This window comes from Chloroflexota bacterium, from assembly GCA_023475225.1.
Lineage (GTDB): Bacteria > Chloroflexota > UBA6077 > FW602-bin22 > JAMCVK01 > JAMCVK01.
Map to the genome: position 1 here is coordinate 33,832 of JAMCVK010000008.1, position 13,453 is coordinate 47,284.

The 13,453-nt window shown below is 54.0% G+C and carries 9 protein-coding genes; all 9 read right to left on the minus strand.

The genetic code is table 11. The features are described 5' to 3' along the window. Window positions 1–6 precede the first annotated feature (6 nt). A complete protein-coding gene (locus tag M1136_01390; protein ID MCL5074293.1) occupies window positions 7–1,044 on the minus strand; it encodes an LLM class flavin-dependent oxidoreductase in 1,038 nt (345 codons plus the stop codon). Then, entirely contained in the window at window positions 1,045–3,870 is a 2,826-nt protein-coding gene (locus M1136_01395) for a molybdopterin-dependent oxidoreductase (GenBank protein MCL5074294.1), read from the minus strand. A 13-nt stretch (window positions 3,871–3,883) separates the two neighbouring features. Continuing rightward, window positions 3,884–5,008: an ABC transporter permease gene (locus tag M1136_01400; protein ID MCL5074295.1), complete on the minus strand. Its 1,125-nt coding sequence runs from the start codon at window positions 5,006–5,008 to the stop codon at window positions 3,884–3,886. Between the two features lies 1 nt (window position 5,009). Then, window positions 5,010–6,587: an ABC transporter ATP-binding protein gene (locus M1136_01405; GenBank protein MCL5074296.1), complete on the minus strand. Its 1,578-nt coding sequence runs from the start codon at window positions 6,585–6,587 to the stop codon at window positions 5,010–5,012. Window positions 6,588–6,685: 98 nt separating this feature from the next. Continuing rightward, window positions 6,686–7,468 carry a flavodoxin family protein gene (locus M1136_01410; protein MCL5074297.1) on the minus strand — a complete coding sequence of 261 codons (783 nt, stop codon included), beginning with the start codon at window positions 7,466–7,468 and terminating at the stop codon, window positions 6,686–6,688. Window positions 7,469–7,488: 20 nt separating this feature from the next. Next, window positions 7,489–8,580, minus strand: coding sequence for a M20/M25/M40 family metallo-hydrolase (locus M1136_01415; protein ID MCL5074298.1), 1,092 nt, complete (start codon window positions 8,578–8,580; stop codon window positions 7,489–7,491). A gap of 106 nt (window positions 8,581–8,686) precedes the next feature. Next, a complete protein-coding gene (locus M1136_01420) occupies window positions 8,687–9,709 on the minus strand; it encodes an ornithine cyclodeaminase family protein (protein MCL5074299.1) in 1,023 nt (340 codons plus the stop codon). A gap of 137 nt (window positions 9,710–9,846) precedes the next feature. Next, complete coding sequence (locus M1136_01425; GenBank protein MCL5074300.1) at window positions 9,847–10,977, minus strand: BMP family ABC transporter substrate-binding protein; 1,131 nt, start codon at window positions 10,975–10,977, stop codon at window positions 9,847–9,849. Between the two features lie 96 nt (window positions 10,978–11,073). Next, on the minus strand, window positions 11,074–13,380 hold the full coding sequence (locus M1136_01430; GenBank protein ID MCL5074301.1) for a xanthine dehydrogenase family protein molybdopterin-binding subunit: 2,307 nt from the start codon (window positions 13,378–13,380) through the stop codon (window positions 11,074–11,076). Window positions 13,381–13,453 lie beyond the last annotated feature (73 nt).

A 13,453-nucleotide genomic window follows, 5' to 3' on the forward strand; every position in this document is an offset into this window, starting at 1 on the left:
CTCTCCCTAAAGGATAGCCGAGGCTTGCAGTATGTGCACTCGTGGCCGGACCTCTTCAGCAAAAGATCTGATAGTCTCTTCTAAATCATCCTCAACGGCAGGCATCGGATAGATCGTGATTTGATCCACCCCCAAGCAGAGCATCTCGTTCACCTTCTCAGCCACCTCGACAGCGTTTCCGGCCAGAGAAAGATGATCCACGAATTCATCCGGCACCAGGTCTGCCACCGCGGAGACCAGGGCGGGGTCGTGGCTGTAGCCAATCTCGGCTATCTTTTGCCTTAGTGCCAGCGGTACCTCCAGGCCGAGAGGGGCCATAAAGTTGAAGTGAGGATAGTCGGACATAAGCTGCCGGGCGATCCTTGGCTTCACCGCTGCCTTGGCCAGGCGCGAGTCAGGACAAACACAAGTATCGATCCTGGCCACAAACTCGATCTCTCTGGGGTCCCTGCCCCGCCGACGAGCGCCGTTGGCTACCAGTTCCTGGGCTGGTTTAATAACCCGTTCTGAGACACAGGAGGAGATGATCACCCCGTCAGCCACCTCCCCGGCCAACTCTAAGGTCTTCGGGCTATTACTGGCAATGTAGATGGGGATATCGGGCCGCGTGGGGAAGTCCAGTTTGCCACTGAAGCTGGTCGCTTTGCCTTGAAAATCGACCTTTCCCCCAGCCAGAAGAAGACGAATCAAGGCTATCGCCTCTCTTATGGCCAAGGCCGGCTTCTCACGTTGAAGACCCATCTCCGCGAAACCAGAATATCCAGCGCCGATGCCCAAGACGGCCCGCCCGCCGGAGATTTCATCTACTGTGGCTATGGCTGCGGCGGTCATAGCCGGGTGCCTGGAGTAGGGATCAGTCACACAAGGGCCGAGCACGATTCGCATCGAATGCACCGCGCAAAGCGCCAGGCTGGCATACACCTCGCGAAAGAATCGTTGGTCGGCGTACCAGAAAAAGTCGTAGCCGCATGCCTCACTCAATTTGACCATCTTGACCAATCGTTCAGCTGGATGACGACCAAGAATGAGCACACCTGCTCGCACTTAGTTTCCTCCCTGACCAGGATAAGCGGGTCTGCTACTGCTCGGTACCCCCAACCCCCACTCTTCGACACTCTCTTGTCGATCCAGTAAGGCCCGGCGGATCTTCTGCGGCGTGGCTGGTAGACTGGTTATCCTTACCCCTGTGGCATCATAGATGGCGTTGACGATGGCTGCGGCCGTAGGTACGGTGCTTATCTCTCCAACCCCCTTCGCCCCAAAAGGACCATGTGGTTCTTCGTCTTCCACAATGATCGGCAGCACCTTCGGGGCCATCTGGAAGGTAGGGATACGATACTTATTGAAGTTCAGCGTCTTTGTGATGCCCCTTTCAATGACCATCTCCTCCAAAAGGGCATAACCCACACCCATCGTGCAACCGCCCTCGATCTGCGATTTCACCAGAAGGGGGTTGATGGCCTTGCCAACATCGTGGGCCGCGATGATGGCTAGAACCTGCACCTGTCCCGTGTTTTGATCCACTCGTACGATAGCAATCTGCGTGGCAAAGCCATAGGACAAATAGGTTACGGCTGTTTCGGAGCGCACGGTCTCTGGACTCAATGGGGTGGTGGGGGGTGGATAATACCTGCTTGAGCCAAGTACCTGAAGCCCCTGTTCGTGGGCGACGGTCAGAACGTCGTTGACGGAAAGGGATTTCTGGGGATCAGCGCGGGCAACTATATGTCCATTCTTGAATACCAGCTCCTCTTTCTTGACCTTCAACTTGTGTTCGGCCAGCCCGAGTAAGCGCATCCTGGCCTGTTGGGCTGCTAGGAGAGTGGCATTTCCAATGATGAAGGTTTGCCGTGAAGCGGTCGTGGCTCCACATGAGGGGGCCATAGCTGTATCACCACTGTAGACTTGCACCCGTTCTAAAGCGATCCCCAGCTCCTGAGCGACCATTTGCTGAAGTACTGTGTTTATGCCCTGGCCAAGCTCGGAGGCACCTATGTGAACGAAGAGCTGGCCATCCTCTCCCAGGACGATCTCTGCCCCAGCTGGCTCGTCTCTCCCATGACCAAACCCCACATTTTTGAAGGCACAGGCAACCCCCACGCCAATACCAGATTCTCTTGGCATCTTCTTTAATTCTTCAGCTGCTCGTCGGATAGTCTCTGTCAACCCAACGCTATGCTGTAATACCTCGCCGCTGGCGGTTACAGAGCCGACTTTGAGAGCGTTTTTCAAGCGGAGTTCGAGGGGGTCGATGCCCAACTTATGGGCCAGGGCATCCATCTGCAATTCGTGAGCGAAGGCGACCTGTGGCACTCCAAAGCCGCGCATAGCTCCAGCCGGCGGATTGTTCGTGAATACACCTATGGCCTCCACACGCACGTTAGGAACGGCATAGGGACCGATAGCATGCACAGCCGCATTCCTGATTGTCGGCAGGCTCAGCGAAGCATAAGCCCCTTTGTCGCTAATTATCTGCGCCTCCACAGCGGTTAAAAGTCCATCTCTAGTAGCCCCCGTTTTATAGCGCATAAGGAAGGGGTGTTTCTTCGGATGAACGATCATCGATTCTTCGCGGGAGAAGACCATCTTGGCTGGCCGACCGGTCTTGAGCGCCAGCAGGGCCACATGAATCTGCAACGAGATGTCATCCTTACCTCCAAAGGCGCCACCGGTAACCGTATGTACTATGCGCACCTTCTCCTCAGACAGGCCCAGGGCTTGGGCAACCTGTCTCCTATCGCCAAATGGATCCTGCGACCCGACGTAGACGGTAACCCCCCCGTCATTGTCAGGAACAGCCATCCCCGCCTCTGGCTCAAGGAAGGCGTGCTCAGCGAAGGGGGTATCATAGGTATTCTCTATGACTACGTCGGCCATGCAGAAGCCTCGCTCAATATCCCCTTTATCGATGGTTATCCGATTGGCTATATTGCCCTCGGCGTGAATCTGCGGGGCATCCGGGGCTAAGGCCTCCTGCGCTGAAAAAACAGCGGGAAGCTCGCGGTATTCCACCACGATCTCCTGGCAGGCTCGAGAGGCGACTTCGGGAGAGATAGCCGCCACCAGGGCTACGGCATCGCCCATATATCTCACCCTGTCCCGACAAAGGACTGGTTGGTCAGAGAAGATGATACCAAAGCTGTTTTCTCCAGGCACATCTTCCGCAGTCAAGACGGCCTCTACACCGGCCATCGCCCGTGCCTTGGAGGTATCGATACGGATAATCTCAGCGTGGGGCAGTTGTGCTCTTAAGGCTTGACCATAGAGCATATTGGGGAAGAACAGGTCAGCGGCGTAAATAGCCCTTCCGGTCACCTTGTCTTTGGCATCGCTACGCAGGATCGATGCTCCCACCAGAGTCGATGTCTTCAGTTCAACAGTGGTCGAACGAGGACGATGACCAGTCATCGTTTCAGCTGCCTCTTGAATGGCGCGCACAATCCGCTGGTAACCGGTACAACGGCAAAGGTTTCCAGCCAGGGCCTTTCGTATCTGCTCTTCGGAGGGATGGGGTTGGGCGTCTAGTAAAGCCTTTGCCGCCATTATCATCCCTGGTGTACAATAGCCGCATTGCACGGCACTGTGTTCAATGAATGCCTCTTGCAGGGGATCCAGCTGCCCGTTGGTACCAAGTCCCTCGATGGTCACGACCTCTTGTCCCGATGCCTTCAGCGCCAGGGTACGGCAAGCTTTAATGGCCTTACCCCCCATAATCACGGTGCAGGCTCCACAATACCCCTTACCGCAACCGTTTTTGGTCCCTGTCAAATGCAGCTGTTCCCGCAATACATGGAGGAGCGTAGCCTCCACGGGTACAGCAAGACTGTACTCCCTACCGTTGACCATCAGGGATAGAAGAAAATTCTCCATCTCTTCCTCCGGCTCAGTCCACCTTCTCTAGTTCTATCTTGCTTTCGACCGGGGCGATGGGGGAAACGAATCTCACTGCCGTTCTACGCAGGATTAGTAGCCAGCGACCTAATTCTGGCGCGGCAGCTGTGATGATAATTACGGCCTGGATAACCAGATATAGCTCTAAAGGAATGTGGGTCACTCTCATCATCACCATGCCCCCCTGCATTAATGCTCCAAAGACGAAGGCGGCGACAACTATGCCAAACGAATTGTGGCGGCCCAAGATACCCACAGCGATGCCTGTCCAGCCGTATCCCGGTGAGAAATCAGAGATGAAACGCTTATGCAGGCCAAGAACCTCGCCCGCGCCACCAAGACCAGCTATGGCTCCGCTGACAAGCATAGCCAGAAAGATGTTTCTAGCCATGCTTATGCCTGCATCCTCTGCGGCCAGTGGCGAGAGACCGGAGGCTTTCAATTCATAGCCTAAAACCGTCTTCTCCAGGACAAAATAGATCACTACCGCGCAAAGGAGGGCGAGAAAGATTGCTGCCGATAGCTGACTCGGTGGTAACAGATTGGGTAATTGAGCACTGACAGCCACAACGGCAGTTTGGGGGAAGTTCGTCTCACCCGGCGATAAAAAGGGATAGCTCACCAGATAGCCGGTGAGGAGGATAGCGATAAAGTTCAACATCACTGTAATGATGATCTCATTTGCCCCCGTCTTTATCTTTAATATGCCAGGGATAAGGCTCCACATCCCCCCAGCCAGAGCCCCCGCAGCCAGGGCCAAGGGGAGATGAATAAAAATGGGCAAGCCGGTGATGTATATCCCGGCCAACGCAGAGGTGAGGGCACCCACGTACAGCTGCCCTTCCAAACCAATGTTGAACTGACGGGCCTTGGCGGCGAAGGAGAAGGCCAGTCCAGTGAAGATAAGGGGTGTAGTCTTAGCCAACGTTTGGCTCAGGTAATAAGACCCACCAAAGGCCCCATGAAACATCGCCGCATAAGCAGCGATCGGCGAGTAGCCAGCGAGAAAGATCACGATCGCACCGATTAACAGAGAGAAGACGGCTGCAAACGCTGAGAAGAGTATCTGGTTAAACCTTCCGTTACCGACCAACCATTTTCCAAAGGCAGATTTCAACCTATTCACCTCTGTTTTGCCAGGAGACCATACCCGTTTCTTCCACAGCCACGGGCTCCGTTCGTCCGATCTCAGCTGCCTTCTTGCCCATCATCAGTAAGCCTATCTCTTCTCGGGCAAATTCTCGAGTCTTTCTGACATCCATGATCTTACCCTCATAGATGACAGCGATACGGTCGCTTAGGGCGATGATCTCATCCAAATCTGTGGAGATCAACAGTACCACCCTGCCCTGGTCTCTGACCTCCACCAGTTTTTGATGGACGTATTCGGTGGCTCCGATGTCCAGCCCTCTTGTTGGCTGAACAGCGATAACTACTTCTGGGTCCTTACCGAATTCCCTGGCCACGACCAATTTCTGCTGATTACCTCCCGACAAGTACTTGGCTTGAACCTGCTCGCTAGGGGTTCTTATATCGAATGCAGCGATAAGCCTTTGGGCATAAGAGCGAATGGCTTCGTGGTCCAGGATAAAGCCCTTAGCGAAGGGTAGTCTGTAGTGCACGCCAAGGATGAGGTTATATTGCACAGTGAAATCGGGGATTAGACCACGGGCCTGTCTGTCCTCAGGTATATGGGCCACGCCGGCGGCATTGATTTCCCTCGGACTCCTATTACAGAGGTCTCTTTCACAAAACAGTATGCAGCCTCGGCTAGCCCGCCGCAGCCCTCGCAAGGCCTCGCACAACTCAGATTGCCCATTGCCCTCAACACCGGCGATCCCCAGGATTTCCCCGCGGCAGAGCGACAGGTTGACCCCATTCACGGCCGGTAGATGCCGAGCATCGTAAACCACTAAATTCTCTATCCTAAGAGCCTCCACCGGCTGCTGAGCCTCCCGTTTAGGCACCTCGAAAAGGATATCTCTTCCGACCATCATCCTGGCCAGCTCCCGAGGCGTCGTTTTGCTCTTCTCGACGGTGCCAATAACCTTTCCCCTGCGCAACACGGTTATGCGATCACTGATGGCCATAACCTCTTTTAGCTTGTGGGTGATAAAGATGATTGTTTTACCCTCTGCTTTGAATTGTCTTAAGACATTAAAAAGGTTATCTATCTCTTGGGGTGTCAGAACGGCCGTAGGCTCATCCAGGATGAGCGTTTCGGCTCCCCGGTATAGGGCTTTTAGTATCTCTACCCTTTGCCTTAGTCCAACAGAGAGGCTGGCGACCTTCGCCTTTGGATCAATCCTGAGCCCGTACTGCTTGGAGACCTTCTCGGTGTACTCAACGGCCTTGTCGAAATCAAAAAGGAGTTTATCTGTAAGATCCGTTCCCAGGACAAGGTTCTCTGCCACCGTAAAAGGAGCAACCAACATAAAATGTTGATGGACCATACCGATCTTCAGCCTGATGGCGTCACTGGCATCTCTTATTTCAGACCTGATCCCATTCACGACGATATCGCCACTATCCTTATGATAGAGGCCATAGAGAATGTTCATCAAGGTAGTCTTTCCGGCCCCATTCTCTCCCAGAAGGGCGTGAATCTCCCCTTTGCGCACGGCCAAATCTATGTGATCGTTGGCCACGACGGGACCAAACCTCTTGGTGATGCCTCGCATCTCTATGACATTCATCGATCCATTCTCCTTAAATGATGGTAAGGGGTCCGGATAAGGCAACGATGGCCGGGCCTTGCTTACTAGTCATCGTGACCCTCAGCCAGTAATCCTCACTACTCCTCACCGCTGAGGCTTTCAGCGGCTTCCCTCTCAGCGCGGTCAAAAACCTCCGAATGGACGAATCCTCTGGGCCAAGCCAGCTCCTGGTCGGGCAATTGGGCCAGTCCGGCTCTTACAATCTTGGTCAGCTCCGCAACACGTTTCCCTAGGCACCTCACCGCGTTCAGCCCAATCTCATCTTGCAGAACAGCTTGCTTCTCCCCGGGCTGGTCGGAATGAACAGGGTAGGGGAAACCCTGAGTAGCCATAGCACCCCAATGTCCACCGATGCTGGTAGCTGGACGAGCTGGCCCTACCCCACAGACGATCATGTCGTGGATGTAGAACCAGCGGTGGATGCTATCAATCGTTGCCTCTTGACCCCCATTTCGTTCTGCCGCGATGGCGATGGCCCCACCAACTTTGTTACGGAGATGAAAGCCCATCTCGATGGCCATAGATTTATCCAAGACTGTCTTCAGCTGAGCCGGCACCCCTCCCCAATAAGAGGGGGCTCCGATAATGATCCCATCAGCCCGCATCATCGCCTTAAGGATCTTATTGATGTCATCCCTATCTTCACGATAACACATACACGGACGCTCTAACGATGGCTTGCGCCAGCAGGGATAGGTGGCCCGACATCCGCCCTCGATCTTCATCTCTGCCAGAGCTAAAAATTCGGACTCAACACCTGGAATCTCCTCAGCGGCCTTGAGCGCCTCTTTAACCAGTATTTCCGTATTCCCACCTCGTCTAGGACTTCCACATATACCCAGGATTTTAACCTTTGCCATACTGCTCCTCCCACTCATACTTATTCCAATCTATGGACTGAATCAACCAGGTTCCGGGTGACCTCCTTCACAAACGAGGAGAGTAATCTTACTGTGTTTTCTACATCGTCCCACTTGACCAACTCGTTAGCCGAGTGATTGTATCTGGCCGGTATGAGGACCGGGCAGGTGAGTACTCCCTCTCGCGAGGTGTGGATCACACTGCCATCGGCGATCGCCCCCGGCTTAATTTGGAGCTGATAGGGGATGCCCTCCTTCTGAGCGATGCTTACCAGGGCCCTACTAATGAGCCTGCTGGAGAACAAGCCAATTTGGGCCCCGAAACCAACACGACTGCCATATTCCTCCATCAAGCGAACTACAGGGCCCTTACCGAGTTCTATTTGGGGCCCAGCATCATCAGGGAAGTTTCCGGTAATGTCGATATGGATAGCCACGTCCGGATCCACCGCATAGGCAGCCGTCCTGGCTCCCCGCAGTCCTACCTCATGCTGGGCAAGTCCTACTCCTACAACTGTGACCTCGTGTTTCTCGTGGGCCAGCCATTTCATAACCTCAATTAGGACGGTCAGCCCAATACGATCATCTACAGACTTGGTGGCGATGATCCCGTTCCTCAGTTCCATGAAATGGGGAACGAAGGTGACCATATCGCCAAGACATACCCCTTGCTGCTCTGTCTCTTCCTTATTAAAGGAACCGATATCGATGAACAGCTTATGAAAAGGAGTGACCCGTCTCTTTTCTTCCTCTGTCCAGGCGTGGGTGGACGGTAAGCCGATCACGCCGGGTACTGCTCCCTGCGCTGTCTTTATGATCACCGACTGGGTGGGCAGGACCCGGTCATCGATCCAACCCACCTTCTCAAATCGGATAATTCCGTTTCGTTCGATGGAGGAGACCATCAATCCGATCTCATCCATATGGGCGGTCAACATCAGCACAGGGCCGGCTGTACCATGCCCTTTCTTAGAGGCGATGAGATTGCCCAATCTATCGACAGACAGATCATCGACGAAAGGGGTAATCTCCTCTTTGATTATGGTTCGCAGTTCACCCTCATCACTGGATGCCCCCGAGGCGGACACAAGCCTTTTGAATAGTTCCTTCATTAAGTACAACCTCCTTGACCTGACGGTAGGCGCTTAGATGAAATGCTACAACTCGCTATCCTTGTATACTTAACTTTGAGAAGAGAGGAACAGCTGGAAGCGACGTCTACGTCCAATAGGGTTCTCTCCACAGCTCTAACCATTGCCCAATGTCCATTTCTTTAGCCTGTTTATAAACCCTATAGGCATTTATAAGGTCCTCAACCCCCAGTCCCAAAGGGCTAAGGAATATCTTTTCTCTGTTGTTCTCCCAACCAGGCTTTTTTCTGTTCACGATCTCGCCTACGGTGGCATAGATATCCTCTTTCCTTATTAAGCCCTGGCGGTACATCTCTCCCATAACCACTGGGATGGTAAACTGCCGTGGGCCATCGATGACGATCTTATCCGAGCGCAGGATAACCTCAAATTTGGGATCGTTATCCGATATATTGGAATAGAGCGACCCATCCTTAATCCAATCAGCCTCCACGTACCTTTGATCAAGGGAAACGGTCGTTGCTCCCACTACGACATCCGAGCCCTCCACCGCCTCCTTAGTGCTGTTCACCGCCCTGATGTTGAGCCCCAGTTTAGTCCCCATGTCCGCCGCATACCCCTTGGACCTTTCCTGATTGAGGTCGAAAACCTTCACTTCTTTTATGTTCTTTAACACCTCATTAAGGGCCATAAGTTGCGTCCGGGAGATGACCCCAGCGCCTAACAGTCCGATTACTTCCGAATCCGGGCGAGCCAGGTACTTAGCCCCCACTCCTGTTACAGCTCCCGTGCGCATGGCACTAAGGATCATTCCATCCATGATGGACAGAGGGTGGCCGGTACTAGGATCAGTCAGAATCACGATGCCTGTAGCCCGGGGCAGCTTAAGTTTAATAGGATTGTCGGGATTACTGGGAGTCCATTTCAAACCGGCTACGTCGACATCGCCACCAATATAGGCTGGATGCATGGTGATACGCCGACCAGCCTGACCGCCGAACATAATCATTGGGGGATCAGGCTCTATACACTCGCCCTTATCCAACATGGAGAACACCTTCTCCACACCCTCGATCGTCCTGGCCATATCTAGTCCACCGGCGGCGATGACGTCCTCCTGCTTCAAGTAAAGAAACTTAACTGCTCGCACTCCTGCTTTGCCTCCTTAAATTACTGCTGAAGCCATTATAAGATTGTGGGGTTTCCAGGTTGCACCGACCCCACGCCGTGGGGTCGGTGCAACCGAAAGGATATACTCCAAGAACAAGTTATCCAGCGCAGGCTCTCCTAGAGCTTGCCGTGCTTCTTCAGGAAAGCCTCCACGCCAGCTGGATCATCAGGAACGACTATTTCACCTGAGACGACCTTCTGCTTCAGGTCCTCCACCTCTTTCTTGATCGCTGCCGTTACCAGGGGATGGGCATCGTCGATGGTGACCCAGACACCATTTTCCTTCAGGCCAAGGTAGAACCGTCCGGGCTTAAAGGTACCTTTGACCACCTGCTCGATAACGTTATACACCACTATATCCATATTGGCGACGTAACAGAGGAGTATGTTGTCCGGGGCGAGATACCGTTGATCCATGAAACCGATCACATACTTATTCTGTTTCTTGCCCGCCTCGATCACACCAAGGCCACTGGCGCCAGCAATGGTGAATATTATGTCTGCCTTATTGGCGTATTGGGCCAAGGCTAGATCCTGTCCCTTGACTGGATCATCCCACGAACCAACGAAGGTGGTGAGGAGCTGCGCCTTGGGATTGACCCATCTCAGCCCGGCCTCGAAGCCACCCCCATACTTCTTCATCTGGGGGATCTGTACCCCACCAATGAAGCCCGTGACGTTCGTCTTAGTTATCCGCCCGGCCACCACACCGAGCAAGAAGGCTGCCTCCTCCATCTTGAAATCGTAGGAGGCAATGTTCGGCGCATCTACCATCGCCGTGATCGTCAAGAACTTCTGGTTTGGAAATTCAGCCGATAACTTCTTCAACACCGGCTCACCGATATTTCCGGCGAAGATGATGAGGTCATACTTACCGGTGCGGGCCAAATCTCGCATATATCCCTCAATCTCGGCGAAAACCTTGGTTTCGACATAGTCGAAGTTTACCCCTAACTTCTCCTTAGCCCTCTTCAGACCCTTCATCGCGTAGTCATTGTATGACCGATCGCCTAGCGCTCCGAAGAAGACTTCGGCTACTCTAACCTCCTTCTTTGGTACCGCTGTAGGGGTAGCTGTTGGGGCCAGTGTGGGTGTTGGTGCAGCTACAACAGCCGTGGGTGTTGGGGGAGCAGGAGGTTTGGTCGGCGTTGGCGTAGGGGCCGCCGCTGGGGCACAACCGGCAAGGGCAATAGAGACGGCCAAAAGCGCGGCTATAACCACTGTTAACCTTTTGCTAATCTTGTTCACCGCTCGTCCTCCTTGGAAAAAATTTGTCCGAAACACGCAGGATCCAGTGATTCACACCTCGATGTGGATCGATCGGAGTTAGTAACGACAACCTGGCTAACTGCTGGCTTCCACCTCCTCTCGGCATTTCCAGCTGACTGACCGAACCCCATTCATCTCCCTGGCCCGTCGTGTCTGAAGGATTCTCTGCGGCGTAGCCGGTGGCTTCGTGATCCTGATACCTATTGCATCGTAGATAGCGTTCAGGATGGCCGCCGGGGTCGCGTCAGTGCTGTGCTCCCCTACCCCCTTAGCCCCATAGGGGCCAGTCGGATAAGGACATTCGATGATTACAGCCGCGGACTTGGTAGGTATGTCGGTAGCTGTGGGGATAAGATATTCGGTCAAGGTCAGGTTGAGGATAAAGCCGTCCTTGGTCGGCATATCTTCCATCAGGACGTAGCCAAGCCCCTGGACGGCTCCACCAAACAGCTGTCCCTCAACGTTAGCTGGATTAAGGGCTTTACCGCTGTCATGGACGTTGACTAGTTTTAAGATATTGGTCTCACCTGTCTCCTCGTCCACCTCCACATCAGCTATGGCCGTGATGAAGGTATGGCCGGAGATAGCATGGCTGGCTTTGAACCAGGCGTTGGCCACCAGGCATGTCCCTTCAAGATAGGCAGCCTGAGCCACCTCGGCTACAGGAAGTCCCCAATCCGGCCGCTCTTCAGCGAAGATCCTGCCCTTCTTGACCTGCAGCATATCCGGGGTCATCTCTAACTTCTCAGTCGCCTTCTCACACAGGATGGCCTTTACCTTATCAGCGGCCATCTTTACCGCGTTCCCCAGGACATAGGCCGACCTCGAGCCTACCTGCGGTCCAGCTTTAAGGGTAGCCGCTGTGCTTCCCGTTATGACCGCAATCGAGTCCAAGGGGATCCCCAACTCCTCAGCAACTATCTGGGCTACCACCGTAGTGATGCCTGTTCCTATCTCTCCCACCCCTACACGCACAAGGGCCGTGCCATCAGGAAGAACTTCAACGCTGGCACCGCTCCCAGTCATTGGACCCATCGGTTTGCCCGATATATCCCAAGTCGGCATAGCCACAGAGATTCCTCGCCCCACCTTCTTTTGAGGAGCGGAAGGCTCAGGCCGTGGGCCAGCTACGGTCAAGGCCATCTCCATAGTCTTACCCAGGCTCACTTCCCCATCAAGAACTACTCCTGGCACGCCTGGAATCGCCCCCTCTTGCAAGGCATTCTGTAAGCGAAACTGAACGGGATCGATCTCCAATCGCTGGGCCACCGCCTCCATCTGAGACTCGGTGGCCGTGATCGCCTGCGGCTCGCCATAGCCGCGCATGGCACCTGAAACGGGGTTATTGGTATAAACGGCCAGGCCATCCACCTTGATGTGAGGCATGTCGTAGGGTCCTGGGAAGGAGGAACACATCACCTGCAACACATAGGGCGAAGCTGAAGCATAAGCTCCCGCATCAGCGACAACGTCTACCTCGATAGCCGTCAACTTCCCTTCTTTGGTTGTGCCCATCTTATACTTAAGACGAACCGGATGACGCTTGACGTGCATCAAGGTTGATTCTTCGCGCGTCCACACCATCTTGACTGGTTGACCAGTCTTTAAGGCCAAGAGGGCCAGATGGATCTGGAGGGAAACATCAGAACGGCCACCAAAATGCCCCCCCGCCGTAATGGCTATCACCTCAATCTTGCTTTGTGGCCAGCCTAAGGCCTTGGCGATGGCAGCCCGGATATAGACCGGATCAGAGCATCCAGTATAAACTGTTAGCTCCCCTCGGGCATTGATCGTCGCCACACCGGACTCTGGTTCCAGAAAAGCATGCTCCTGACGTGGCCAGCGATAAGTTTCCTCGATGACCACGTCGGCTTGAGCAAAACCCCGCACAATATCCCCTTTATTGAAGTGGTATTCGCTACAGATATTCCCTCCCTTGTCTTCATGCACCAGCATTGCCCCTGGCTGTAGGGCTATCTCAGGTTCAGCGATTACCTCCAACTCCTGGTACTCCATTTCAATCAGTTCAATGGCTCGCTGAGCTATCTCCGCTGAGCGCGCTGCGACCAACGCGATTGGGTCGCCTACTCTCCTGGCCTTCTCCCCTATAGCCACCAATACCGGCTGATCTGCAATTGCCAGGCCGTGTCGGTTAATGCCCCGGATGTCAGCGGCTGTGACCACAGCCTCCACCCCCCAGAGATTCGCCACTTTGCTCGTGTCAATACTCAACACCCTGGCGTGAGGGAAGGGACTACGCAAGGTCCTGGCAAACAACATCCCCGGAAGGTAGATATCGCCGCCAAATTTGGCCGCCCCAGTTACCTTCTCCAGGGCATCTATACGTCTGACCGGATAACCCACCACTTCAAGATCGGTCATTTCTAGACTCTTCCAGGCAAGCGAATCATTGCCGCCTTGAAGCCCTGCTCATAGCCAGCACATGCAGAAAATA

What these genes read in the sequence shown, in the direction of transcription:
- M1136_01430 (MCL5074301.1), bottom strand. Translation starts at nt 13,380, where the DNA reads ATGACCGATCTTGAAGTGGTGGGTTATCCGGTCAGACGTATAGATGCC.
- M1136_01415 (MCL5074298.1), bottom strand. Translation starts at nt 8,580, where the DNA reads ATGAAGGAACTATTCAAAAGGCTTGTGTCCGCCTCGGGGGCATCCAGT.
- M1136_01410 (MCL5074297.1), bottom strand. Translation starts at nt 7,468, where the DNA reads ATGGCAAAGGTTAAAATCCTGGGTATATGTGGAAGTCCTAGACGAGGT.
- M1136_01395 (MCL5074294.1), bottom strand. Translation starts at nt 3,870, where the DNA reads ATGGAGAATTTTCTTCTATCCCTGATGGTCAACGGTAGGGAGTACAGT.
- M1136_01405 (MCL5074296.1), bottom strand. Translation starts at nt 6,587, where the DNA reads ATGAATGTCATAGAGATGCGAGGCATCACCAAGAGGTTTGGTCCCGTC.